Raw genomic sequence first — 25,059 nt, 5'->3', positions numbered from 1 at the left:
CTCGTTCGAATGCGGTGGTCGGTTACGACGAGCGGGCCGCGTCGGCCCGCATGCGCAGGATCTTCGCGGCGTGTTCGTCGGCGTCGCGCTGTTCGCGCCGGGCCTCGCGCGTCGCTGCCTGCGCGACGCCGCGCGCCTGCAGGATTTCATACGAGCCGACGGTGCGTTTCTTTTGCTGCCAGTTCGGGCGCGCTTCGTCGATGCGGACTTCGGCGGCGGCCAGCACGTTGCGCTGCTGCGCGATCGCCGCGTCGAGCGTGTCGATGAACGCCTGGAAATTGCGCCAGTTGCCGGCCGGCATCCCGTGTTGCGCGGACTGCGCGAAGCGTGCGTGATATTCGTCGCGGTAGCGCAGCAGCGCGTCGAGCTGTTCGGCGGCCGCGGTGCGGTCGCGCTGCGCGGTGCCGAGCTGCTTCGCGGCCGAGTCGAGGTCGTCCTGCGCACGGTCGAGCAGCAGTTGAAGGGGAAAGCCGTGAGCCATCGGGATCAGCCTCCGTAAGCGTCGAACAGCGCATCGAGCGCGGCGAGGCTCGGTGCGAACGGCGCGCATTCGCGAAAGCCCTGCTGCAGGAATGCCTCGATGCGCGGATAGAGCGCGATCGCGCGGTCGAGCTGCGCGTCGCGGCCGGGTGCGTAAGCGCCGACCGCGATCAGGTCGCGATTGCGCTGATAGCGCGACAGCATCTGCTTGAACTGCCGTACATGATCGAGATGGCCTTCGTCGATCAGCGCCGTCATCGCGCGGCTGATCGACGCCTCGATGTCGATCGCCGGATAGTGGCCGGCCTCGGCGAGCGCGCGCGACAGCACGATGTGGCCGTCGAGGATCGCGCGCGCCGAATCGGCGATCGGATCCTGCTGGTCGTCGCCTTCGGTCAGCACCGTGTAGAACGCGGTGATCGAGCCGCCGCCCTCGGGCCCGTTGCCGGTGCGCTCGACGAGCGCGGGCAGCTTCGCGAACACCGACGGCGGATAACCCTTGGTCGCGGGCGGCTCGCCGATCGCCAGCGCGATCTCGCGCTGCGCCATCGCGTAGCGCGTCAGCGAATCCATCAGCAGCAGCACGTGCTTGCCCTGGTCGCGGAAATACTCGGCGAGCGAGGTCGCGTACGCGGCGCCCTGCATCCGCAGCAGCGGCGACACGTCGGCCGGCGCGGCGACGACGACCGAGCGCGCGAGCCCGTCCTCGCCGAGGATCTGTTCGATGAATTCCTTCACTTCGCGGCCGCGTTCGCCGATCAGCCCGATCACGATCACTTCGGCGCTCGTGTAGCGCGCCATCGTGCCGAGCAGTACCGACTTGCCGACGCCCGAGCCCGCGAACAGGCCCATCCGCTGGCCGCGGCCGACGGTGAGCAGCGCGTTGATCGCGCGCACGCCGACGTCGAGCACGTGGTGGATCGGCTCCCGATCGAGCGGATTGATCGACGGCGCCGACAGCGGCGCATCGACTTTCGCGGTGAGCGGGCCGAGGCCGTCGAGCGGGCGGCCCGACGCGTCGACGACGCGCCCGAGCATCTCCCAGCCGACCGGCAGCCGCTTCGCGCCCGCGAGCGGGTCGGCGACGGGCGCGGCCTCCCGCGGCCACACGCGCGCGCCGGGCAGGACGCCGGCGACGTCGGTGGTCGGCATCAGGAACAGGCGGTCGCCGGCGAAGCCGACGACTTCGGCTTCCGCATGCGGCAGCGTGCTGCCGGGCGGCAGTTCGATCGTGCATTCGGCGCCGACCGACAGGCGCAGCCCGATCGCCTCGAGCACGAGGCCGGCCGCGCGCGTGAGGCGCCCGCAGGGCCGCAGCGGCAGCGCGCGGTGGCTGCGCGCGGCGAGCCCGTTCAGGTGCGTGCGCCAGTGCGCGAGATGCGGATTGTGCGGCGCGCGCGGGGCGGCGGCAGCGGCGTCGGCGCCCGCGTGCGGCGCGGCGGAGTGAGCGGTATCGTGCGCGGCGGCCGGCCCGAACGACGCGAGCGCGAGCTCGCGCTCGAGCGGCGTCATGCCGTCGTGCGCGAGGGCCTCGGGCGGCCGCGTTACCACGTGCTCACCTTGCCGATCGCGGCGGCGACGCGCTGCCAGCGGGTGGGCAGCGTCGCGTCGACCTCGCCGGTCGCGGCGTGCGCGCGGCAGCCGCCGCGCTCGATCGACGCGTCGGTGCGCACGGTCCAGCCGAGCGTATCGAGATCGTCCTGCAGATAGGCTTCGACGACGGGCAGGTCGGCCGGATTCACCGCGAGATGCGGCGCGCCGGACAGCGCGGGTTCGGCCGCGAGCACGTCGCGCACGGCCGCGACCAGCGCGGCCGGGTCATGCTTCACGTGCTGGCGCACGACCTGCTGCGCGATGTCGAGCGCGAGCTGCGCGATGTCGGACGCGAGATCGTGCTCGATGTTCGACACGGCCTCGCGGAACGATGCGGCAAGCGCCGCCAGCTGCGCGGCCTGTTCGCGCGCGTCGGCCTGGCCGGCCTCGAAACCCTGTTCGCGGCCCTGCTCGAAACCGGCCTGATAGCCGAGCGCCTGGCCTTCGACGTGGCCGGCGGCATGGCCTTCGGCGTGCGCGGCGTCGCGCACGCGCTGCAGGTCCTTGGCGAGCGCGGCGGCGGCGGCCGCCGCGTCGTCGGGCGGCGGCGGGGGCGGCGGCGGGTCGAACGACGCCATCTCCCACCGCTGGTACGCGGTGAGGGTGCCCACGCGATCGCTCGCCGAATCAGACATACGCGTCTTCCGCCTTGCCGCCGATCACGATCTGGCCGCTCTCGGCGAGATTGCGCACGATCTGCAGGATGCGGCGCTGCTGTGTCTCGACTTCGGACACGCGCACCGGGCCGCGCGCGTCGAGATCCTCGGCGAGCAGTTCGGCCGCGCGCTGCGACATGTTCGCGAGGAACTTCTGGCGCAGGGCGGGCGGCGCGCCCTTCAGCGCGATGATCAGCGTTTCCGACTCGACTTCCTTGAGCACCATCTGGATCGCGCGATCCTCGAGGTCGAGCAGGTTCTCGAACACGAACATCTGGTCGACGATCTTCTGCGCGAGATCGGCGTCGTACTGGCGCACGCTTTCGAGCACGCCTTCCTCGTGCACGCTCGTCATGAAGTTCAGGATCTCGGCCGCGGTGCGGATGCCGCCCATCGGGCTGCGCTTCAGGTTGTCGCTGCCGGACAGCAGGCCCGTCAGCACGTCGTCGAGTTCGCGTAGCGCGGCCGGCTGGATGCCGTCGAGCGTCGCGATCCGCAGCATCACGTCGTTACGCAGCCGCTCGGTGAAGCACGATGCGATCTCCGATGCCTGGTCGCGGTCGAGGTGCACGAGGATCGTCGCGATGATCTGCGGATGCTCGTTCTTGATCAGTTCGGCCACGGCGCCCGAGTCCATCCACTTCAGGCCCTCGATGCCGCTCGTGTCGCTGCCCTGCAGGATGCGGTCGATCAGTACGCCGGCCTTGTCCTCGCCGAGCGCCTTCGTCAGCACCGAGCGGATGTAGTCGCTCGAATCGAGCGACAGCGCGGTGTGCTGCTCGGCTTCCTTCGCGAACTCCTGCAGCACGTCCTCGACCTGCTCGCGCGTGACGTTCTTCAGCGCGGCCATCGCGGCGCCGATCTTCTGGACCTCGCGCGGCGCGAGGAACTTGAATACCTGCGCGGCCTCTTCCTCGCCGATCGACATCAGCAGCAGCGCGCTCTTGGTCAAGCCTTCAGCGTTCATCGGACACCCAGTTCTTCACGACGGTGGCGACGATCTTCGGATCCTGGCGGGCGATCGTGCGCGCGTAGTCGAGGTTGCGTTCGTAGCGGTTCTTCTCGGTTTCGAAGCCGAGCAGCATCGTGTCGGGCTCCTCCGTCTTGGCCGGCGCGGGCAGGCCGTCGAGCGCGACCGGATCCTCCGGCGCCGCGAGCGCCGGCGCGGCCGGCTCGGGCGGCGGGAACGCGCGGCGCATCGCCGGGCGCACGAACATGAAGTAGAGCGCCGCCGCGGCCACCGCGATGCCGAGCCACTTCGCGGCTTCCTTCGCCATCGCGATCATGTCGGGCTGGCGCCACCACGGCAGGTCGGCGTACGGGTCGCTCGCGGTCGAGAACGCGCTGTTCACGACGTTCACCGAGTCGCCGCGCTTCTCGTCGTAGCCCATCGCGTCCTTCACGAGCTGCTCGACCTGCGCGAGCTTCGCGGGCGGCAGCGGCTGCATCGTCACGTGGCCCTTCGCGTCGGCGACCGGCTGGTAGTTGACGACGACCGCGACCGACAGCCGCTTCACGCTGCCCATCGGCTGCTCGAGGTGACGGATCGTCTTGTCGAGTTCGTAGTTGGTCGTCTGGTCCTTGCGGTCGCTGACCGGCGTCGTCTGCGGCGCGTTCTGGCCGTTGCCGGCGACCACCGGCGCGGACGCCGGCTGCGGCGGCGTGTTCGACAGCGCGCCCGGCACGCCGGAGGCGCCGCCCTGCGCGAGTTCGGTCGAGCTGCTGGTCTGCTGGCTGCGGATCGCCGATTGCTGCGGATTGCCGTTCGGGCCGTAGCTTTCGGACGTCTGCTCGACCTTCGAGAAATCGAGGTCCGCGCTGACCTGCGAGCGCGCGTTGCCGGCGCCGAAGATCGGCGCGAGGATCGCGTCGATGCGCTTCTGCGTGTTGCGCTCGACCTGCTGCACGTACTTGAGCTGGCTCGCGTCGAGGCCGGAGGCGGACGCGGTCTGGGTCAGCAGGTTGCCGTCCTGGTCGACGATCGTCACGTTCTTCGCGGGCATGTCGGGCACGCCGGACGACACCATCCGCGTGATCGCCTGGACCTGTCCCTCGTCGAGCACGCGGCCCGGGTAGAGGTCGACGAACACGGACGCGCTCGGCGCTTCCTTGTCGCGCACGAAGACCGACGGCTTCGGGATCGCGAGATGCACGCGCGCGCTGCGCACGGCGTTGATCGATTCGATGGTGCGCTGCAGCTCGCCTTCGAGCGCGCGCTGGTAATTGATCTGCTCGGCGAACTGGCTGATGCCGAATTTCTGGTTGTCCATCAGCTCGAAGCCGACCGAGCCGCCCTTCGGCAGGCCCATCGCGGCGAGCTTCAGGCGCGTTTCGTGCACCTGGTTCGACGGCACGAGGATCGCGCCGCCGGCGTCGGCGAACTTGTAGGGAACGTTTGCCTGCTGGAGCGCGGCAATGATCGCGCCGCCGTCGCGGTCCGACAGGTTGCTGTACAGCACGCGGTAGTCGGGCGCGCGGCTCCACAGCACGAGCGCGGTGATCGCGGCGATCGCGAACGCGACGGCGATCAGGAACGGCAGCTTCGGGTTGCCCTTCATCCGCGAGATGCCGGGAATGCGTTCCGCGAAGCCGCCCAGCCCGAAGTCAGCGCCGGCGACGCCCGCGCCCGGCAGCGCGGCGGCCGCGGCGGCGCCGGGCGCCGGGCTGGCGAGGCCCGCGCGGGCGTCGGGGTTGATCAGCGAGTTGGCCTGCGAATCCATGCGTCGAGTTTCTCCGGAGCGGGACCACTGAGCCCGCTCGGACGAGCGGGCGGACAATGACACGATGCGATTATCGGGATCCGACGCGCACTCCGATCGACCGAAAAGAGCGGGGTTTCCCCCGTACTTTCTCGGCTTTGACAGGCGGCGCGCTGCTATCCTTTTTTGCGATCCGGCATGGTGCGCGTGGTGCGGCGCCGGCGGAACGCCCGGTGCGTCCGGGTCTCTTCTCTAAGTCTGGGGACAGCATGACTGCGAACGTCAGCGGAATCGGTTCGGTGTTGCAACAGATGCAGTCGATGGCCGCGCAGGCGTCCGGCGGCGTCGCGAGCCCGACGGCGGCGCTTGCCGGCTCGGGCGCGGCGACGGCCAGCACGTTCGCGAGCGCGATGAAGGCGTCGCTCGACAAGATCAGCGGCGACCAGCAGCACGCGCTCGGCGAGGCGAAGGCGTTCGAGGTCGGCGCGCCGAACGTATCGCTGAACGACGTGATGGTCGACATGCAGAAAGCCAACATCGGCTTCCAGTTCGGGCTCCAGGTCCGCAACAAGCTCGTGAGCGCCTACAACGACATCATGCAGATGTCGGTGTGACGGGCGTGCCGGGCGGGGCCGGCGGGCCGGCTTCCCGAGCCGGCGGCCGCCGCTTGCGCCTAAAGGTTTTCAAATCCCTTCCGATAACTCCGGAGAAGGCCGCGCCGTGCGATGCACGGCGGCGGCGACCGTATAGCCAAGGCAAGACAAGGAGAAGCGCATGTTTTCCCCAGGGCACGCTGGAGCCAGTGCATACGCGCGTGTCGGCGTCGAGACGGGGGTGATGGGCGCCTCCCCGCACCGGCTGATCGCGATGCTGTACCAGGGCGCGCGGCAAGCGATCGCGCTGGCGCGCATGCATTTGCAGCAGGGCAACGTGCCCGCGCGCGGCGACGCGATCGGCAAGGCGATCCGGATCGTCGAGAGCGGCCTGCAGGCATCGTTGAACCACGACGCGGGCGGCGAGATCGCGGACCGGCTGGGCGCGCTGTATGCGTATATCGGCCGGCGCCTGCTCGACGCGAACGCGCAGGCGAGCGACGCGATGCTGGTCGAGGTCGACGGGCTGCTCGCGACGCTCGAGGAAGCTTGGACGGGCATCGCCCCGGAAGTCGCGCGGATGGCCGCGCAACAGGCAGCGGAAGCATCACGATGAATCACAAGGCCGAATACTTCGCACGTTACGAGGCGCTCGCCGCCGTGTCGGGGCGCATGCTGTGCGCCGCCCGCGGCGCCGACTGGAGCGCGCTGCCGGGGTTGCAGGCCGAATTCATGCAGCTTGTCGACGGGCTGAAGGAAGCCGATCCGGGCGTCGCGCTCGACGAATCGGATCTCGGCCGCAAGCTTGACCTGATCCGCCGCATCCTGGCCGACGACGCGGCGATCCGCGATCTCGCGAGCCCGGACGTCGCGCGGCTGTCCGCGCTGTTCGAGGCGCGGCGCTCGACCCAGGTATTGACCGATCTCTATCGCGCGCGCGGCTAGGGCCCGTCGACGGGAGAGGCCGGCGCGCCGTACCCGCGGATGGCACCGGCGTGCCGTGCCCGGATTCGCAACGAAGTGGCTGAGGTGAGCAGGCTCCGATCATGACCGGTATCGACTCCGTTGCGGCCGCGCTGCTGGCAAGCCGCCTCGACAGCCTGCTGACCGACACCGTATCGGCACCCGCCGGCGGCGGCGCGACCGCGCAGGTCGGCACGCCGGGCAGCGGTGCGCCGTCGTCGTCGCCGGCCGGCAGCCCGCCGGCCGCGCCGCCGGCCTCCACGCAGACCGCGCTGTCCGATGTCGGGCGCGTGCTCGACGCGATTTCACGCGCGGGCGGCGATGCGACGCCCGCGATTGCCGGCCGCACGCCGCTGCTGGCCGATCCCGCCGTGCTGCTGACCGATCCGGCCGTGCCGGCGCCCGTTGCCGCCGCCCCCGCGTCGGCTTCATCCGCGCCGGCTGCGCCGTCCCCGCCGGCCTCCGCGGCGGCATCGTCCGCCGCGGCCGCCCGTGAAGCGGCCGCGCCGCTGCCGGTCGCCGCGCTGCGCGCGGCGCTCGCGCAGGCCGTGAGCGAGAGCGGCCTCTTCTACGAATCCCATCTGGCGCAGTGGCTGGCCGGCCAGCGTCCGCTCGCGGCGCTGATGCGCGAGCCGCAGGCGCGCCTGACGGCCGCACTCGCGCCGGCCGATCCCGATGCGTTGCCGCCCGGCTCGACCGATGTGCTCGACGAGCTGCTGGCGCAGCGTCCGCCGCCGCCTGCGACCGCGCGGGCGGCCGCGCAGCCGGGTACGCCGGCGCAGGGCGGGGGCGCGGCCCGCGATCCCGCGCAGGCCCTGCCGACGGCCGCCCGGCAGGGCGCATCGTTGCCGCCCGATCCCGCCGATCCGCTGGGCACGCATGCCGACACGCGCTGGACACCGGCGCGGGCTGACCTCGCTGCCGCATCGTCCGATCCGCAGGCGCAGACGCTTGCGACCGTCCATCCGGCCACCGTGCCGATCGTCCGGCAGCAGCTCGATGCGCTCGCGACCGACCAGTTTCGCTGGACCGGCGAGGCCTGGCCGGGCGCGCGGCTCGACTGGACGATCGAGCCCGACGCGCCGGACAACCGCGGGCAGCGCGGCGGAGGGGACGACGCGGGCGACGGCATCGCCTGGCGCACGCGCCTCACGCTGACGCTGCCGTCGCTCGGCACGGTCGATGCGGAACTGGTGCTGAACGGCGCGCAGCTCGTCGCGCGGCTGCGCGCGAACCAGACGGGCGCCGAGCGTCTCACGCGAAACGAGGCCGCGCTGCGGCAGCGGCTCGAGGGGTCGGGGCTCAAGGTCGGCGGACTGTCGATCCGCGCGGTCGACGACGGGCCGGACGGCTTCGACCTGTTCGCGGCCCAGGCGGCCGCCGCCGCGTATGCGCGGGGAGCGGCCGGCGCCCCGCCGACGCAGGTGGCCGACGACGAGGCGCCGCGATGAGCATGACGTCCCGCAAGCGCGCGGCCGCGCTCGTCTACGACCCGAAAGGCGGCGACACGGCGCCGCGTGTGGTTGCGAAGGGTTATGGCCTGCTCGCCGAGATGATCGTCGCACGCGCGCGCGACGCGGGGCTGTACGTGCATACGGCGCCGGAGATGGTGTCGCTGCTGATGCAGGTCGATCTCGACGACCGGATTCCGCCGCAGCTCTACCAGGCCGTCGCCGATCTGCTGGCGTGGCTGTACGCGCTCGATCGCACCGAGGCCGCGCCGGACGACACCGCGCCGCGCTTTCCGCTGCCGCCGCTGCGCTGACGCGCCTGGCGTCGCGCGACTTTCTTACGAAATTCTGTCTGGTCGTGTCGCGCCAGTCCGACGGCATTTGCCGCATATCGATCGGCATTTCCGTGCAACGCGCACTCATCAGCCGAATCTCTCCAGGCATGATGGGCCGCCGCCGGCGACCGTGACGGATTGAGCCGGCGATCGATTTATGTAATGATATCCATTCTCATTTTCATGTTGCCCGGCCGACGCGCACGCACTGCGCGCCGGCCGTTGTTTTGAACGAATGGAACCTTTCGCGTGAACGCGCCCGAAACGATCGACCCGCCCAAGACGGGCATGCCGCGCGCCGGCGTCACCGTGCTGCACCCGGCGGGCCGCCCGCTCAGCGACGACGAACTGGCCGCGCGCCGCCAGCGCTCGCGGCGCGCCACCTTCATCAAGTGGCTGCGCAAGGTGCACGGCTGGGTCGGGCTGTGGGGCGCGGTGCTGGGGCTGCTGTTCGGCGTGACGGGCGTGCTGCTCAATCACCGCGCGCCGCCGCTGAAGATCCCGACCGGCGAGCCGCAGGTCGAGGAGATGCAGATCGCGCTGCCGGATCCGGTGCCGAAGACGCCCGCCGCGATGACGAAGTGGCTGCAGCAGGAGCTGCATTTCGACGGCAAGCCGGGCCGCATGCGCAAGGAGCCCGCGCAGGCCGTCGCGTGGGGCGACAAACGCGTGATGCAGCCCGAGCACTGGCAGTTCGGCGTGTTCGGCCCGCACCAGAACCTGCAGGCCGAATACTGGGTCGGCAACGGCTACGTATCGGTGAAGCGTACCGGCAATACGTTCCTGACGACGCTGAACAACCTGCATCGCGGCGTCGGGATGAACCTCGGCTGGGTGCTGCTGATGGATACGATCGCGGGCTCGCTGATCCTGCTGTCGCTGACCGGCGTGCTGTTGTGGACCGAGCTGAACAAGCGCCGCACGGTCGGCGTCGTGTTGGTGGTCGGTTCGGTCGCCGCGGCGCTGGCCGCCGGCCTGGCCTGATCGGGGTTCGCGCCGGGCGGTCGCCGGCGCGATCGTCGTTGGCCGCCGCGGCGGCTCAGAGCCCGCAGGCCGCGCCGCTGTTCGCCGCGATCTCGCGGGCGGCTTTCGCGCCTTCGACCTGCAGGATCGTCGGCAGCGACACGTGATTCTTCGCGGCCGTGACCTCGGCGAGGATCGAGATCGCGATTTCCGGCGGCGTCCTGCTGCCGATGTAGATGCCGGCCGGCCCGTGCAGCCGGCCCAGTTCCGCTTCGTTCAGGTCGAATTCGCGCAGCCGTTCGCGCCGCGCCGCATTGTTGCGCCGCGAGCCGAGCGCGCCCACGTAGAACGCGGGCGTCTTCAGCGCTTCCATCAGCGCGAGATCGTCGAGCTTCGGGTCGTGCGTCAGCGCGATCACGGCCGAACGCGCATCGAGCTTCATCTCGAGCACCGTATCGTCGGGCATCGTGCGCACGACGCGCGTGCCCGGCACGTCCCACGCATCCGTGTATTCCTCGCGCGGATCGCACACCGTTACCTGGTAGTCGAGCCCGACCGCGATCTGGCACAGATAGCGCGACAACTGGCCGGCGCCGATCACGAGCATCCGGTAGCGCGGCCCGTGGATCGTCACGAGCCGCTCGCCGTCGAACGCGAGCCCGTCGGTGGCCTGGGCAGGCGACAGCGACGCGCGGCCGGTCGCGAGCGTCATCGTGCGCGTGACGAGGCGGCCGGCCTCGACTTCCGCGCACAGCGCGGCAATCCCGCTGTCGCGCGTGAGCGGCTCGAGCACGAGCTGGATCGTGCCGCCGCACGGCAGCCCGAAGCGGTGCGCCTCCTCGGCCGTCACGCCGTACTTCAGCGCTTCCGGGCGCGCGTCGGCCGCGATGCCGCTCGCGTGCACGCGGGCGATCAGGTCGTCCTCGATGCAGCCGCCGGACACGGAGCCGACCACCAGGCCGTCCTCGCGCACCGCGAGCATCGCGCCTTCGGGGCGCGGCGACGAGCCCCACGTCTTCACGACCGTCACGAGCAGCACGCGGCGCCCTTCTTCGAGCCAGCGCGCGCTGGATTTCAGTACATCGAGATCGACACTTTCCATCGTGTTTTCCTGTTGCCGGACGGCCCTTTTCCCGGGACCGTCGTTCGATGGCGGGATTATGAACCGCGCGGCGCACGCGTGCAGGCGGCGTGGCGGCCCGTGCGGGCAAATCCGGAGAATCGGGCAAGAGATCGCGACGATCGGACAGCGATCGCGCGCGGGAACGGCGCCTGGCCGGTTCGGGGGAGGGGGCGCGCAGGGCCGGTGGCGGCCCCGCGGATGTCGCGTTCGTCGTCGCGCGGCATGGGCGCGCGACGACGGCGCTCAGTGCGCGTCGTGGTGGCCGTGCGCGAGCTTCGAGTGGTGCCGCGAGTACAGGAAGTAGATCGCGAGACCGATCACGAGCCAGATGCCGAATGCGGCCCACGTGACGGGCTGCAGGTTCAGCATCAGGAACAGGCAGGCCGCGACCGCGAGGATCGGCACCACGGGCACGCCCGGGCAGCGGAACGCGCGCGGCAGGTCGGGGTGCGTGCGACGCAGCACGAGCACCGCGATCGACACCATCGAGAATGCCGCGAGCGTGCCGATGTTGATCAGTTCGGCGAGCACGTTGAGCGGCACGAGCGCGGCGATCAGCCCGAAGAACAGGCCGACGAGCCAGGTCGTCAGGAACGGCGTCGCGTAGCGCGGGTGCACGCGCGACAGCATCGCCGGCAGCAGCCCGTCGCGCGACATCGCGAAGATCACGCGCGTCTGGCCGTAGCTCATCACGAGAATCACGGTCAGCATGCCGAGCACCGCGCCGAGATCGATGAAGCCCGCGACCCACGTCTCGCCGGCAACCTGCAGCGCGTACGAGATCGGGTGCGAGATGTTCGCGTACCGGGCCGCCGGCACGATGCCGGTCGCGACCGCGGCGACCGTCACGTACAGCACCGCGCACACCGCGAGCGACGCGATGATGCCGATCGGCAGGTCGCGTTTCGGGTTCTTCACCTCCTCGGCCGCCGACGACACCGCGTCGAAGCCGATGAACGCGAAGAACATCACGGCCGCGGCGCCGAACACGCCGTTCCAGCCGTGCGGCATGAACGGCTTCCAGTTCGCGGGCGTCACGTGGAACAGGCCGACCGCGATCACGAGCAGCACGACCGACACCTTGATGAACACCATGATGTTGTTGATGCGGGTCGACTCGCGGATGCCGATCGACAGCAGCGTCGTGATCACGATCATCACGAGGAACGCGGGCAGGTTGAACCACGTGACGACGCCCGGCACGGCGCCGGGCGCGGCCGTCAGCACGGTCGGCAGCGACAGTCCGAAGCCCTGCAGCAGCGACTGCAGGTAGCCCGACCAGCCGACCGACACGGCCGACGACGCGAGGCCGTATTCGAGCATCAGGTCCCAGCCGATGATCCACGCGACGAGCTCGCCGAGCGTCGCGTACGAATACGTGTAGATCGAGCCGGCGACGGGGATCGTCGACGCGAATTCCGCGTACGACAGCGCCGCGAGGCCGCACGCGATCGCGGCGATCACGAACGACAGCATCAGCGCGGGGCCGGCCTGCACGGCGCCGGTGCCGGTCAGCACGAAGATGCCGGTGCCGATGATCGCGCCGATGCCGAGGAAGGTGAGGTCGATCGCGCCGAGCGCTTTCTTGAGCCCAGCGGCGTGCGCGCCGGCGATCATGCGATCGACGTTTTTCTTGCGGAAGAGAGACATTGCGGATGAATCGCCGGCGCGCGCAGGGGCGGCGCGCTGACTGAGTGAAAACCCGTAATTTTAGCCGATTTGACGAACAAGACCCGCTGCGGCGCAGCGGCGTGTCGCGGAATCGTCCGGAAAAACAAGCGCTTGCGCGCGAAACGGGGGGGCGGTTTGAGGGCGACGCGGCACGTGCCGCGTCGTGGAATCGGACGAATCCGAGGTAGCGGGCGAATCGGGCCGGCCCAACGCCGGCGGGCCGGTCAGGCGCCGGTCGCGGGCGCCATGTCGACCAGCCGGTTGCTCATCACGTAGAACGTGAGCTCCGCGTTGTTCGACAGCCGCATCTTCTCGAGCAGCCGCGACCGGTACACGCTCACCGTCTTCACGGACAGCGACAGCGTGTTCGCGATGTCGGTGAGCCGCTTGCCCGACGCGAGCATGCAGAGCGTCTGGTATTCGCGGTCGGACAGCTTCTCGTGCGGCAGCGGCTCGTTCTCGAACGACACGTATTCGGCGAGCGCCTCGGCCATCGCGGGGCTCACGTACTTGCGGCCGGCCGCGACCTGCTGGATCGCGCCGATCATCTGCGCGGCGTTGACCGTCTTCGACAGGTAGCCGGCCGCGCCGGCCTTCAGCGCGCGTACCGCGTACTGGTCCTCGCGGTACATCGAGAACATCAGCACCGGCGTGCGCGGCAGCTTGCGCTTGAGGCGCTTGAGCACCTCGATGCCGTTGGTGTCCGGAAGCGAGATGTCGAGCAGGATCACGTCGAATTCCTGCTTGTCGACGGCCGCCATCGCGTCGCCGCCGGTCTCGGCCTCGGTGACGTCGCGCGCGATGCCGCGGTCGATCAGCAGCTGGCGAATCCCTTGCCGGACGATCGCGTGATCGTCCACGAGCAGGATGTTCAGGCTCATGACGACCTCACGAAAGCGACGCGCGGCGGGCCGCGACGGGCACCGCGAGCAGCGAATCCCACGCGAAACGGGCGGCGACGCGCGTGCCGCGGCCGGTTTCCGGCGTGGCCGTCTCGAAGCCGCCGCCGAAGGCCTCGCAGCGGGCGCGCATGCCGGCGAGGCCGTAGCCGGTGCGGCGGCTGCGCGCGAAACCGGTCCCATCGTCGGCGACAATCAGTGACAGATGCGTGCCGTCGGTGACGATCCGTACGTCGACCGACGTCGCGCGGGCGTGCTTCGCGACGTTCGACAGCGCTTCCTGCGCGACGCGGAATATCGCGAGTGCGCTGGCGCCGGCGATCTGCGTGAGGCGCGCGTCGGCCGCACACACGAAGCTCGTGCGCAGGCCGGTGCGCGCCGCGTGCGTGTCGATCCACGACGACAGCGCGCCGATCATGCCCGCGTCGAGCGCCGGCGTGTCGCGTTCGTCGATCAGCCGGCGATTCGCGTCGGTGGCGGCGTCGAGCGCCTGCTGCGCCAGCTCCAGCGCGCGCAGGCAGCCGTCCGGCGCATCGGCCGGCAGCCACGTTTGAACGTTTGCGAGAGCGAAACGGGCAGCGGTCAATTCGGCGCCGAGCCCGTCGTGCAGCTCGCCGGCCAGATGGCGGCGGGCGGCTTCGTCGGCGGCGAGCAATTGGGCGGACAGGGCCGCGATCCGTGCGGCGGAGGCGTCGCGTCCGGACGCGGTGTCGGGAACGGGCGGAGTCGCGGCGCGGTTGGGCACGCGCTGCTGCGACGGGAACGGGGCGTGGGCGCCCGCGGGCGCGTTAAGCGACGTATCCATGACTCTCCCTGCTGTCAGAAAGCGGTTCAGACACCGGCTGGCTGCGTGAATCGGCTGCCGTTTCGATGACGGTCGCCGCCAGAGAATCGCTCCATGCCGAGGTAACAAAAGTTACACCTTGTAACACTTGCATCCGACCCTTCCACTCTCATTCGAACGACAACCACGCGCGCCGAATAATATCTCAAAATTTCCGAAAAGGTCATGTCGGGCGGACATTTAAGGGTAAATGTGAATAATCGGAATGAACCTGTTGTAGGAAAAACACTGACACCCGACGACCCGGCGATGACGTATCCAAATGTAACTATTTGAGATGAGATGGTCCCAGTTTGTTACGAATTCGCCAAGTGCGGACGAAAAAAAACCGGAGCTTTTGCTCCGGTTCTTGACGATGCGCAAATCTGGGGACCGATCAGTCCACGAACGCGCGCTCGATCACGTAGTGGCCCGGTGCGCTGTTCTTGCCTTCGACGAGGCCGGCCTGCTTCAGCAGGTCGGTCGTGTCCTTCAGCATCGCGGTGCTGCCGCACAGCATCACGCGGTCGTTTTCCGGCGAGAACGGCGGGACGTCGAGATCCGTGAACAGCTTGCCCGTCGCGATCAGGTCGGTGATCCGGCCCTCGTTGTCGAACGCTTCGCGCGTGACCGTCGGGTAGTAGACGAGCTTTTCCTTGATGATGTCGCCGAGGTACTCGTGGCCCGGCAGGTCGTGCTTGATGTAGTCCATGTACGCGAGCTCGCCCTTCAGGCGGCACGTGTGCGTCAGGATCACCTTGTCGAAGCGCTCGTAGATCTCCGGATCGCGGATGATCGACATGAACGGCGCGAGGCCCGTGCCCGTCGACAGCATCCACAGCGTCTTGCCCGGCAGCAGGTTGTCGGCGACCAGCGTGCCCGTCGGCTTCTTGCCGATCAGCACGGTGTCGCCCACCTTCAGGTGCTGCAGGCGCGACGTCAGCGGGCCGTTCTGCACCTTGATGCTGAAGAATTCAAGATGCTCTTCGTAGTTCGGGCTGACGATCGAGTAGGCGCGCGCGAGCGGCTTGCCGTCGACCTCGAGGCCGACCATCGTGAATTCGCCGTTGTTGAAGCGCAGGCTCGCCTCACGGGTGCAGGTGAAGCTGAACAGCGTGTCGGTCCAGTGATGGACGGATTGGACGGTGGCGGTGTCGTATTTGCTCATGGCTTTGAAAACGGACGCGCGTGGCGAACGCGTGTAACGGGCCCAAAAACGGGCAAAAAAACCGAGTGCGACGGCCCGATCCTGGATCGGCCGGCCGGCGCGTCGGACACGCGCCTTCTCGATGACAGACGTTTGAGGAACTCGTTATTTTACCCTGTTGACGCCGATCGCGGGCTTGACCCCCGCGGCTGCGCGGATTTGGCGCAACAAATGCTTGCAACGAGCTTTCAGCGATCGGCCGCGAGTTTTGCGCCGAGGCCGACGAGCGCGACGCCGCACAGCGCGTCGAGCGGGCGCCGCACGCGCCGGTAGCCGCGCTGCGCGCGCGGGCTCGCGAACAGGTACGCGACGCACGAATACCAGCCGGCCGACAGCACGCCGATCGTCACCAGCACCGCGCCGTCGAACCACAGCGGCACGTGCGCGGGCAGCATCGCCGCGAACACGCTGGTCCAGAACGCGCACGACTTCGGGTTCGTCAGGCACGTGAACAGGCCGCTGTGGTACGCGCGCAGGTAGTCGCGCGCCTGCGGCGCGGCCAGCGGCGCGGCGGCGTCCGGCGCGTCGACCGGCGCCGCGTCGCGGCGCACGCCCGCGCGCAGCAGTTTCAAGCCGAAATACACGAGATACACGGCGCCGCCGATCCGGATCGCCTCGTACAGCCATTCGACCTGGTGCAGCACGGCCGCGAGACCGAGCATCGCGAGCGTCGCCCACGCGACCGACGCGGTGCCGACGCCGAGCGCCGACGCGGCGCCCAGGCTGCGCCGGCCGGCGAGCGACAGTTGCGAAATCATGAAGAAATTCGGGCCGGGCGTGATCGCCGCGACGAGGTAGACGACGGCGATCTGCAGCAGGATCGGCAGGTAGGTCATGGCGGCGCGGCCCGGCGGCGGGGCGAGGGCGGAATGGGCAAGCCGTTACTGTAGCGCGCGCGGCGCGGCCGCGCTTCGGCGGCGCGCGAGCGGGCCGCTATTGCGGATCGAGCCGCAGGCGCGCGATGTACGGCAGGTGGTCGGACAGCCACGCGGCCTCGCCGGACGGCGCGCGCCATTCGAGCGGCGTCAGGCCGCGCACGAACATCTTGTCGAGCGCGAGCGCCGGCGAGAACGCGGGGAACGTGCGGCCCGATTCGCCGAGCAGCGTCGCGACCTCGGACATCCCGATCTCGCCGAACAGCGCGACCGAGTCGTTGCGCCAGTCGTTGAAGTCGCCGGCGAGCATCAGCGGGCCGTCGCCCGCGTTGCGCACGATCCAGTGCGCGATCCAGTGCATCTGGCGCAGCCGCGCGGCGCGCGTGAGCGCGAGGTGCGCGCACAGCAGCGTGACCGGGCGCGCGCCCGCGAGCGTCGCGCGCGCGACGAGCAGCCCACGCCGCTCGAAGCGGTGCGCGGAGATGTCCCAGCGGCCGCCGAGGTCGAGCGGGTGCGGCGACAGGATCGCGTTGCCGTGCCGCCACGACGGCTTGAAGACGTTCGGCCCGAGCGCGATCTGCCAGTCGAGCGCATGCGCGATCTCGGTGGCCTGGCAATGCCACACGTCGTCGACCGCGTCGTCCATCTGCGCACCGAAGCCGGGCGCGAGCACGGGGCGCGGCATGCGGCGCGCCATCGCTTCCTGCAGGAAATACACGTCGGCGTGCGTCGACTGCATCCAGTTGCGCATCGCGTTCCACGCGGTGAAGCCGAGCGGCGAGCGGCCCTTGTGCAGGTTCCAGCTGACCGCGGTGATTTCGTCGGGCGCGGCGTGCGGTTCGGCGAACGGCAAGGACAGGGCGTCGGCGGACATGACGCTCAGTCCTTCGCGACGTGCGCACGCACGCGGTACACGAGGTGCGGATGCTGCTCGACGAGCGTCCAGTCGGTCCACGCATCGCCGCCGACCGACAGGCCGGGATGGCTCGCGACGATCTGCCGCGGCGACGCCGGTATGCACGGATCGCTGCGCGTCGCGTTTTCGTCGTCGAGTGTTTCCTGCACGTCGAGCGCGAGCGACACCGTGTTCGCACCGGCATCGACGGCGAGCGGCGCGACGGTGACCGAACGCGTGCGCTCGGCCGGCACGACGCGCGCGGCATTGCCGCAGCCGACCGGCACGGCGGACGGATAACGGTGGGTATCCGTGCGGCTCTGACCGACGGTGGTGCGCTGCTGGAACGTGTCGATCGTCTGACCGTCGCGCACCACCTGGATCTCCCACGCGACGGAGGCCGGCGCGGGGCTTTGCGCATGGGCGGCGAGCGCGACGCTCGCAAGCAGGACGGCCAGGCCGTGTTTCAGCATGAAACGTCTCCGGAAACGCGCGATAACGGGGAACGGACGCACATCTTACGCCCGATCGATTTCGCTCGTGATGTGACAGGACAGGCGGCGACAGGTTCGCCGCACGATGCGGTCCTGCCGGAAAGGTAGGGCCGCCGCACGCGTTTTCAAGCGAAGAAGCGCGCGAACTCGGCGACGGGCGCGCGTTCGGTGACGAGGCGGTTCTCGATCGCGTCGGGGTCCGCGTGGCCGAGCGACATCCCGCAGACGAACTGTTCGTTGGCGGGAATGCCGAGGTGGCCGGCGATGATCCGGTGAAACGGCACGAACGCGGCCTGCGGGCAGGTGTCGAGCCCGCGTGCGTGCGCGGCCGTCATCACGCCCTGCAGGAACATCCCGCAATCGAGCCACGCGCCGTGCGTCATCACGCGGTCGAGCGTGAAGAACAGCGCGACCGGCGCATCGAAGAAACGGAAGTTGCGCGCATGCTGCGCATGCATGCGCGCCTTCTCGTCGCGGCCGATGTTCAACAGGCCGTACAGGTCCCAGCCGACCTTGCGGCGCCGGTCGACATACGGCGACACCCATTCGCGCGGGTAGTAGTCGTATTCGGCGACGTATTTCTCGTCGCGCGCGGGATCGTCGTGCGCCGCGGTCAGCGCGGCAGCGAGCGCATCGCGCGTGGCGCCCGTCGCGACGTACACGCGCCACGGCTGGATGTTGGTGCCCGACGGCGCGCGGCTCGCGGCTTCGAGGATCGCCTCGAGCGTGTCGCGCGGCACGGGCGTCGGCAGGAAGGCGCGGATCGCGCGGCGCGACGTGAGCGCCGCGTCGACGGCGTCGATCGCATCGGCATGAACGCGCGGGGAAGCAGTGGGGACGGACATCGGCATACCTTCGGGCCATCGGGCGACGCGCCGCGCGGGCGCCGTCGGCAACACCGGCGCGGCGGGTGGGTGAACCGACGATCATACGCCGCGGCGCGCGGCCGTGCAGCGCGCGCGAGGTGTTAGCAGCAGACTCGCCCGGCTGCTTGCTTGCGCGGTGATGCGGGATCGCTACACTGAAATCGTAAGGGTCTGATGATCATGTGATGGCAAGTGCAGCGAGGTTGGTATGACGACGGCGATGGTGAAACATGAACTGGCGGTGGCCTCCTTCAGCACGGTGTACGACCTCGAGCAGGTCGAGACGGCGCTGAGCGACCTGAACGAGAGCGCGAGCGACGCACTGCGCGCCACTTACGAGCGGATGCTCAAGACGGGGAATCTGCGCTTCTGCGTGAAGCCGAACCGGATGCCGTCGTTCGATGAGCTCGGCGAAGCATTGCCGAATTTCGGCGAGCCGCTCGACGACGTGCGCAAGCAGGTCGCGCTGTGCCTCGAAACGGACGACCGGCTCGAACTGATGCCGATCCTGCTGCTCGGGCCGCCCGGGATCGGCAAGACGCATTTCGCGAAGGCGCTCGCGCACCTGCTCGGCACCGCGTACCACTACGTGCCGATGAGTTCGCTGACGGCCGGCTGGATCCTGTCGGGCGCGTCGTCGCAATGGAAGAACGCGAAGCCCGGCAAGGTGTTCGAGGCGCTCGTGAACGGCAGCTACGCGAACCCGGTGATCGCGGTCGACGAGATCGACAAGGCCGGCAGCGATGCGCAATACGATCCGCTCGGCGCGCTGTACGCGTTGCTCGAGCACGACACGGCGCGCGCGTTCGTCGACGAATTCGCGGAAGTGCCGATCAATGCGGGCAACGTGATCTGGATCGCGACCGCGAACGACGCGCAGGCGATTCCGGAGCCGCTGCTCAACCGGATGAACGTGTACGAGATCGCGCCGCCCGATGCGGCCGGCGCGCGCCGGATCGCGCAGACGATCTACGACGAGATCCGCACGTCGCATGCGTGGGGGCAGCGCTTCCCCGACACGCTCGGCGACGACGCGCTCGACGTGCTGGCCGCGACGCCGCCGCGCACGATGCGCCGCGCGCTGCTGCACGCCTTCGGCGCCGCGCGGCTCGACGGCCGCGATGCGATCGGGCCGCACGACATCCGCGCGGACGAAGGCGCCCAGAAGCGCCGGCCGATCGGCTTCTGACACGCTGGCGCGTGCACGGCCGCGGGGTGGGCGGGGTGGGCGCGCTGCACGCGCCGCCGCCCCGCCGGCGGCCCCGTCGCGACGCGATGCAACCGGGTTCGGCAAGCGAATGAACCGGGACGTACAATTCTCTTCTCCCCCTTCGACGCGTTAGCGGCGCGAAATGTCATGGAGCAGATGGATTGTGTCGTGATCGGCGCGGGCGTCGTCGGTCTGGCGATCGCGCGGGAACTGGCCGCGCGCGGGCGTGAAACGATCGTACTCGAGGCGGCCGACGCGATCGGCACGGGCACGAGTTCGCGCAACAGCGAAGTGATCCACGCGGGGCTCTATTACGCGCGCGGGTCGCTGAAGGCGACGTCGTGCGTGCATGGCCGCGACATGCTGTACGAATTCTGCGAAACGCATCACGTGCCGCACCGGCGTGCGGGCAAGCTGCTCGTCGCGACGAGCGCCGCGCAGGTGAAGCAGCTGAAGGCGATCGCCGCGCGCGCGGTCGAAAACGGCGTGCTCGACCTGCTGCCGCTCACGCGTGCCGAGGCGCAGACGCTCGAGCCCGCGCTCGAATGCGTGGAGGCGCTGTTCTCGCCGTCGACGGGCATCGTCGACAGCCACCAGCTGATGCTCGCGCTGCTCGGCGACGCGCAGCGCGACGGCGCGATGTGCGCGTTGAAATCCCCGGTCGAATCGATCGACGTGCTGCGCGGCGGGCGCTTCGTCGTGCGCACGGGCGGCGACGCGCCGACCGAGATCGAGGCCGCATGCGTGATCAACAGCGCGGGGCTCGGCGCGCAGGCGCTCGCGCGCCGCACGCACGGGCTCGACCCGCGCTGGGTGCCGCCGCTCTATCTCGCGCGCGGCAATTACTTCAGCCTGTCGGGCCGCGCGCCGTTTTCGCACCTGATCTACCCGATGCCCGATCGCGCGGGGCTCGGCGTGCACCTGACGCTCGATCTCGGCGGGCAGGCGCGCTTCGGCCCGGACGTCGAGTGGTGCGATTCGCTGCGCTACGAAGTCGATCCGGCGCGCGCGGGCGCGTTCTACGCGTCGATCCGCGCGTTCTGGCCGGGCCTGCCCGACGGCGCGCTGCAGCCGGCGTACGCGGGCATCCGGCCGAAGCTCGCGGGGCCCGGCGAGCCGCCGGCCGATTTCATCGTGCAGGGTGCCGCGCAGCATGGCGTGCGCGGGCTCGTGAACCTGTTCGGCATCGAGTCGCCGGGGCTCACCGCGTCGCTCGCGCTCGCGCAGCGTGTGGGAGAGATGACCGCCCGCCGTTGACGCGGCGCGCGTGACGGCAGTGCGAAATCCCTTATCTCCGGAATTTCGGCGCGCACATTTATTCGCTTGAGCGTTATTCTGTCGAACGGCTGTCGCCAGAACAGCTTTCAAATCGATAACGTTGGAGCGAGTCCCCCATGAAAACATCCCGTCGGAGTTTCCTGATTACGAGCATTGGTGCCGTGTCCGCGCTGGCGCTGTCGCGCGAAGCGCTGGCCGATGCGCCGATGCTGTCGGAGACGGATCCGACCGCCGTGGCGCTCGGCTACAAGGCCGATGCCACCAAGGTCGACAAGACGAAGTACCCGAAATACGCCGCGGGCCAGGATTGCGCGGCCTGCATGCTGTACCAGGGCAAGAAGGGCTCGGCTTCGGGCCCGTGCGGTGCCTTCCCCGGCAAGCAGGTGTCGGCGAAGGGCTGGTGCAGCGCCTTCTCGAAGATGGGTTGAGGCCCGTGCGGCATCGTGCGATGCCGCATTGTGGCGAAAACCGCACAACGCCCGCCGTCGAACGATGGCGGGCGTTTTTTATTGCTTGAAAACGGTTCCGTCGCTTTCTACACTCGCTGCAAACCTGCGCGCCGCGGCCCACCCGCGCGACGCGCCGCCCGATACGGTGAATTCACGAGGACGACACACGCATGGCGACGATTGCGAATTCAACCAAAACGGTGCGGCCCGAGCGTGCGCTGAACCGCCGCGCGGTGGCCGCCGCCGTGATCGGCAACGCGCTCGAGTGGTACGACTTCACGGTGTTCGGCTTCATGACCGTCGTGATCGCCGAGCTGTTCTTCCCGACCTCCAGCGAATACTCGTCGCTGCTCCTCACCACCGCGACGTTCGGCGTCGCGTTCTTCATGCGCCCGATCGGCGGCATCGTGTTCGGGCTGTACGCGGATCGCGCGGGCCGCAAGGCCGCGCTGTCGCTCGTGATCCTGCTGATGACCGCCGGCATCTTCCTGCTCGCGATCGCGCCGCCCTATGCGGCGATCGGCATCGGCGGCCCGATCCTGATCGTGCTCGGCCGGCTGCTGCAGGGCTTTTCCGCGGGCGGCGAATTCGGCAGCGCGACGGCGCTGCTGATCGAAGCCGCGCCGTTCTCGAAACGCGGCTTCTACGGCAGCTGGCAGATGGCGAGCCAGGCGGCCGCGCTGCTGATCGGCGCGCTCGTCGGCGCGGCCGTCACGCGCGGGCTGTCGCACGACGCGCTGCGCAGCTGGGGCTGGCGCGTGCCGTTCGTTCTCGGGCTCCTGATCGGCCCGATCGGCTTCTACATCCGCCGCCATCTCGCCGATTCCGAGGCGTTCCTGCATGCGCAGCAGAGCGCGCGCCGCGCGACGCTCGGCGAAGTGTTCACGCGCCACCCGCGCGAGGTGCTGTGCGGGCTCGGCTCGGTGATCGCGCTGACGGTGACGATCTACGTGCTGATCAGTTATCTGCCGACCTTCGCGGTGAAGCAGCTGAAGCTGCCGTACGCGGAATCGTTCTACGCGGTGATCGTCGGCAACCTGCTGCTGATGGTGTTGTCGCCGGTCGCGGGCGCATGGTCCGACCGCATCGGCCGCAAGGGGCTGTCGCTGTGGTCGCTGGTGCTGACGCTCGCGCTGATGTATCCGCTGTTCGCGTGGCTCGACGCGGCGCCGAGCATCGGGCGGCTGATCGCGGTGCAGGCCGTGCTGTCGGTGACGCTCGCGGGCTACTACGGGCCGTTCGGCGCGATGATCGCCGAGCTGTTCCCGGCCAACGTGCGCTCGACCGGGCTGTCGATCGCATACAACGTCGCGGTGATGCTGTTCGGCGGCTTCGGGCAGTTCATCGTCACGTGGCTGATCAAGGTCACGGGCACGCCGCTCGCGCCGACCTACTACGTGATGGCCGGCATCGCGCTGTCGATCGTCGCGGTCGCGTTCGTGCCCGCGCGCAGCGCCGACCTCGATGCGCCGGCGTGATCGCATGACGGATCGAGGACGGTCATCGGATCGTTTCGCAAAACGCAATGATGGACGGGTGGCAAAACGATGAAAACAGCCGCCGCGCCCCATGCGTTCGCGCCCGAATTGTTTAGTTGTCGAACGAAACTTGCGCCGGATGAACGGAACTGCCGTTCGCGCGCGTTCTCGCATTTCCCGCGGGGGCGAAACATCGGCAAAAACCCGCGCAAGGGCGTCGAGAAGAGTTTTTTCTCCAGCTTGTTGCAGCATCGCTAGCTCAAGTAATATCCGCGTACGCCGGACCCTGGCGGGAACGGTTCCGATCTGGAGACCTGGAGGAAACATGGAATACAACCGTCTGTTGCACACCCTGCGTGTTACAGCCATTGCAGGCGTGGCAGCGGCATCGCTCGGCGTCGCGGGCTCTGCATTCGCACAGATCCCGAACAAAACGCTCGTCTACTGCTCAGAAGGCAGCCCGGCGGGTTTCGATTCCGCGCAATTCACGACCGGCGTCGATTTCACCGCCGCCACGTTCACCGTCTACAACCGTCTCGTCGAATTCGAGCGCGGCGGCACGAAGGTCGAGCCGGGCCTTGCCGAGAAGTGGGACGTGTCGTCCGACGGCAAGGTGTATACGTTCCATCTGCGCCACGGCGTGAAGTTCCACACGACCGACTTCTTCAAGCCGACGCGCGAATTCAACGCGGACGACGTGCTGTTCACGTTCGAGCGCATGCTCGATCCGAACCAGGCGTTCCGCAAGGCGTACCCGGTGTCGTTCCCGTACTTCACCGACATGGGCCTCGACAAGCTGATCACGAAGGTCGAGAAGGTCGATCCGTACACCGTGAAGTTCACGCTGGCCGAGCCGAATGCGCCGTTCATCCAGAACATGGCGATGGAATTCGCGTCGATCCTGTCGGCCGAATACGGCGACCAGCTGATGAAGGCCGGCAAGGCCGCCGACATCAACCAGAAGCCGATCGGCACGGGCCCGTTCATCTTCCGCAGCTACACGAAGGACGCGACGATCCGTTTCGACGGCAATCCTGATTACTGGAAGAAGGGCGAAGTGAAGCTGTCGAAGCTGATCTTCTCGATCACGCCGGATCCGGGCGTGCGCGTGCAGAAGATCAAGCGCAACGAATGCCAGGTGATGAGCTATCCGCGTCCGGCCGACATCGCGACGCTGAAGGCCGACGCGAACGTCGACATGCCGTCGCAGGCCGGCTTCAACCTCGGCTACCTCGCGTACAACGTCGAGCACAAGCCGGTCGACAAGCTCGAAGTGCGTCAGGCGCTCGACATGGCGATCAACAAGAAGGCGATCCTCGAGTCCGTCTACCAGGGCGCCGGCCAGGCCGCGACCGCGCCGATGCCGCCGACCCAATGGTCGTACGACAAGAACCTGAAGATGGCCGCCTACGACACCGCGAAGGCGAAGGCGCTGCTCGCGAAGGCAGGTTTCCCGAACGGTTTCGAGATCACGCTGTGGGCGATGCCCGTGCAGCGCGCGTACAACCCGAACGCCCGCCTGATGGCCGAGATGATCCAGGCCGACTGGGCGAAGATCGGCGTGAAGGCGAAGATCGTCACGTACGAGTGGGGCGAGTACATCAAGCGCGCGCACACGGGCGAGCAGGATACGATGCTGATCGGCTGGACGGGCGACAACGGCGATCCGGACAACTGGCTCGGCACGCTGCTCGGCTGCGAGGCGATCAAGGGCAACAACTTCTCGCACTGGTGCTACAAGCCGTTCGACGAGCTGGTCCAGAAGGGCCGCACGACGACGGGTCAGGACGCCCGGACGAAGCTCTACACGCAGGCCCAGCAGATCTTCGCGCAACAGCTGCCGTTCTCGCCGATCGCGAACTCGACGGTCTACCAGCCGGTGCGCAAGAACGTGGTCGACATGCGTATCGAACCGCTCGGCTATGCCCGCTTCGACGGTGTTAGCGTGAAGTAACGCGCCTGTCGTAAGCTGTCGCGAAGACCGGCTAACTCATCCGGCGGCGGGAGGCCAAAAGCTTCCCGTCGCCGGTCGCACATTTCCCACAAGAAAATACGAGA

26 protein-coding genes are annotated in these 25,059 nt (G+C 69.0%); 12 read left to right on the top strand and 14 right to left on the bottom strand.

Annotation, left to right across the window (positions count from 1 at the left end; all coding sequences use genetic code 11):
• Window positions 1-22: 22 nt before the first annotated feature.
• From fliJ to fliF, 5 genes are read right to left on the bottom strand one after another with little or no spacing between them, the layout of a single operon-like run.
• Window positions 23-481 carry a flagellar export protein FliJ gene (fliJ, locus tag AC0KUR_RS17175; RefSeq protein WP_034190269.1) on the bottom strand — a complete coding sequence of 153 codons (459 nt, stop codon included), beginning with the start codon at window positions 479-481 and terminating at the stop codon, window positions 23-25.
• A 5-nt stretch (window positions 482-486) separates the two neighbouring features.
• Window positions 487-1,992, bottom strand: coding sequence for a flagellar protein export ATPase FliI (fliI, locus tag AC0KUR_RS17170; RefSeq protein WP_473376225.1), 1,506 nt, complete (start codon window positions 1,990-1,992; stop codon window positions 487-489).
• Window positions 1,993-2,024: 32 nt separating this feature from the next.
• The gene (gene fliH / locus AC0KUR_RS17165) at window positions 2,025-2,708 is read right to left on the bottom strand and encodes a flagellar assembly protein FliH (RefSeq protein ID WP_034190271.1); all 684 of its coding nucleotides are present in this window, start codon (window positions 2,706-2,708) and stop codon (window positions 2,025-2,027) included.
• Complete coding sequence (fliG, locus tag AC0KUR_RS17160; RefSeq protein ID WP_049029801.1) at window positions 2,701-3,696, bottom strand: flagellar motor switch protein FliG; 996 nt, start codon at window positions 3,694-3,696, stop codon at window positions 2,701-2,703. The genes fliH and fliG overlap by 8 nt, the downstream gene beginning before the upstream one ends.
• Window positions 3,686-5,449, bottom strand: a complete 1,764-nt coding sequence (gene fliF, locus AC0KUR_RS17155; protein ID WP_124609225.1) for a flagellar basal-body MS-ring/collar protein FliF — start codon at window positions 5,447-5,449, stop codon at window positions 3,686-3,688. The genes fliG and fliF overlap by 11 nt, the downstream gene beginning before the upstream one ends.
• A 248-nt stretch (window positions 5,450-5,697) precedes the next feature.
• On the opposite strand from fliF, the gene fliE reads away from it, so the two are divergent.
• From fliE to AC0KUR_RS17125, 6 genes are all read left to right on the top strand, one after another.
• The gene (fliE, locus tag AC0KUR_RS17150; RefSeq protein ID WP_034190274.1) at window positions 5,698-6,042 is read left to right on the top strand and encodes a flagellar hook-basal body complex protein FliE; all 345 of its coding nucleotides are present in this window, start codon (window positions 5,698-5,700) and stop codon (window positions 6,040-6,042) included.
• A gap of 160 nt (window positions 6,043-6,202) precedes the next feature.
• Window positions 6,203-6,637 carry a flagellar export chaperone FliS gene (gene fliS, locus AC0KUR_RS17145; protein WP_034190275.1) on the top strand — a complete coding sequence of 145 codons (435 nt, stop codon included), beginning with the start codon at window positions 6,203-6,205 and terminating at the stop codon, window positions 6,635-6,637.
• Window positions 6,634-6,966, top strand: coding sequence for a flagellar protein FliT (locus AC0KUR_RS17140; protein ID WP_006486993.1), 333 nt, complete (start codon window positions 6,634-6,636; stop codon window positions 6,964-6,966). Before fliS ends, AC0KUR_RS17140 begins: the two co-directional genes overlap by 4 nt.
• 101 nt (window positions 6,967-7,067) lie before the next feature.
• A complete protein-coding gene (gene fliK / locus AC0KUR_RS17135) occupies window positions 7,068-8,435 on the top strand; it encodes a flagellar hook-length control protein FliK (protein ID WP_473376209.1) in 1,368 nt (455 codons plus the stop codon).
• On the top strand, window positions 8,432-8,749 hold the full coding sequence (locus AC0KUR_RS17130) for an EscU/YscU/HrcU family type III secretion system export apparatus switch protein (protein ID WP_200086571.1): 318 nt from the start codon (window positions 8,432-8,434) through the stop codon (window positions 8,747-8,749). The genes fliK and AC0KUR_RS17130 overlap by 4 nt, the downstream gene beginning before the upstream one ends.
• A gap of 270 nt (window positions 8,750-9,019) precedes the next feature.
• Window positions 9,020-9,754, top strand: coding sequence for a PepSY-associated TM helix domain-containing protein (locus tag AC0KUR_RS17125; protein ID WP_034190278.1), 735 nt, complete (start codon window positions 9,020-9,022; stop codon window positions 9,752-9,754).
• Between the two features lie 55 nt (window positions 9,755-9,809).
• Here AC0KUR_RS17125 and AC0KUR_RS17120 read toward each other — a convergent pair whose 3' ends face one another.
• From AC0KUR_RS17120 to AC0KUR_RS17080, 9 genes are all read right to left on the bottom strand, one after another.
• Complete coding sequence (locus tag AC0KUR_RS17120) at window positions 9,810-10,835, bottom strand: XdhC family protein (RefSeq protein ID WP_059561519.1); 1,026 nt, start codon at window positions 10,833-10,835, stop codon at window positions 9,810-9,812.
• A gap of 264 nt (window positions 10,836-11,099) precedes the next feature.
• The gene (locus AC0KUR_RS17115) at window positions 11,100-12,506 is read right to left on the bottom strand and encodes an amino acid permease (protein ID WP_059561522.1); all 1,407 of its coding nucleotides are present in this window, start codon (window positions 12,504-12,506) and stop codon (window positions 11,100-11,102) included.
• 245 nt (window positions 12,507-12,751) lie between these two features.
• A complete protein-coding gene (rqpR, locus tag AC0KUR_RS17110; protein WP_049036699.1) occupies window positions 12,752-13,408 on the bottom strand; it encodes a response regulator transcription factor RqpR in 657 nt (218 codons plus the stop codon).
• Between the two features lie 7 nt (window positions 13,409-13,415).
• Entirely contained in the window at window positions 13,416-14,231 is an 816-nt protein-coding gene (gene rqpS, locus AC0KUR_RS17105; protein WP_473376208.1) for a quorum system sensor histidine kinase RqpS, read from the bottom strand.
• Window positions 14,232-14,646: 415 nt separating this feature from the next.
• A complete protein-coding gene (locus AC0KUR_RS17100; protein ID WP_034190283.1) occupies window positions 14,647-15,417 on the bottom strand; it encodes a ferredoxin--NADP reductase in 771 nt (256 codons plus the stop codon).
• 227 nt (window positions 15,418-15,644) lie between these two features.
• Window positions 15,645-16,292, bottom strand: coding sequence for a LysE family translocator (locus AC0KUR_RS17095; RefSeq protein ID WP_473376207.1), 648 nt, complete (start codon window positions 16,290-16,292; stop codon window positions 15,645-15,647).
• Between the two features lie 97 nt (window positions 16,293-16,389).
• Window positions 16,390-17,205 (bottom strand): endonuclease/exonuclease/phosphatase family protein, encoded by an 816-nt coding sequence (locus AC0KUR_RS17090; RefSeq protein ID WP_034190285.1) that lies wholly within the window; start codon window positions 17,203-17,205, stop codon window positions 16,390-16,392.
• A 5-nt stretch (window positions 17,206-17,210) separates the two neighbouring features.
• A complete protein-coding gene (locus AC0KUR_RS17085) occupies window positions 17,211-17,699 on the bottom strand; it encodes a hypothetical protein (protein ID WP_059561530.1) in 489 nt (162 codons plus the stop codon).
• 146 nt (window positions 17,700-17,845) lie between these two features.
• On the bottom strand, window positions 17,846-18,565 hold the full coding sequence (locus AC0KUR_RS17080; RefSeq protein ID WP_473376206.1) for a nitroreductase: 720 nt from the start codon (window positions 18,563-18,565) through the stop codon (window positions 17,846-17,848).
• A gap of 229 nt (window positions 18,566-18,794) precedes the next feature.
• On the opposite strand from AC0KUR_RS17080, the gene AC0KUR_RS17075 reads away from it, so the two are divergent.
• The 6 genes from AC0KUR_RS17075 (at window position 18,795) to AC0KUR_RS17050 (ending at window position 24,955) form a co-directional block, all read left to right on the top strand.
• Window positions 18,795-19,775: an AAA family ATPase gene (locus tag AC0KUR_RS17075; protein ID WP_034190287.1), complete on the top strand. Its 981-nt coding sequence runs from the start codon at window positions 18,795-18,797 to the stop codon at window positions 19,773-19,775.
• A 168-nt stretch (window positions 19,776-19,943) separates the two neighbouring features.
• Window positions 19,944-21,053, top strand: a complete 1,110-nt coding sequence (locus AC0KUR_RS17070; protein WP_034190288.1) for an NAD(P)/FAD-dependent oxidoreductase — start codon at window positions 19,944-19,946, stop codon at window positions 21,051-21,053.
• Window positions 21,054-21,190: 137 nt separating this feature from the next.
• Window positions 21,191-21,502 (top strand): high-potential iron-sulfur protein, encoded by a 312-nt coding sequence (locus AC0KUR_RS17065; protein ID WP_021163765.1) that lies wholly within the window; start codon window positions 21,191-21,193, stop codon window positions 21,500-21,502.
• Window positions 21,503-21,693: 191 nt separating this feature from the next.
• Window positions 21,694-23,001, top strand: a complete 1,308-nt coding sequence (locus AC0KUR_RS17060; RefSeq protein WP_034190289.1) for an MFS transporter — start codon at window positions 21,694-21,696, stop codon at window positions 22,999-23,001.
• 69 nt (window positions 23,002-23,070) lie between these two features.
• Window positions 23,071-23,259, top strand: a complete 189-nt coding sequence (locus AC0KUR_RS17055) for a hypothetical protein (protein WP_124670510.1) — start codon at window positions 23,071-23,073, stop codon at window positions 23,257-23,259.
• Window positions 23,260-23,326: 67 nt separating this feature from the next.
• Window positions 23,327-24,955: an ABC transporter substrate-binding protein gene (locus AC0KUR_RS17050; RefSeq protein ID WP_034190290.1), complete on the top strand. Its 1,629-nt coding sequence runs from the start codon at window positions 23,327-23,329 to the stop codon at window positions 24,953-24,955.
• The last annotated feature ends 104 nt before the right edge of the window (window positions 24,956-25,059 follow it).

This window comes from Burkholderia sp. YHN3-13, assembly GCF_055810675.1.
This window is presented reverse-complemented; position numbering and strand designations above follow the sequence as displayed.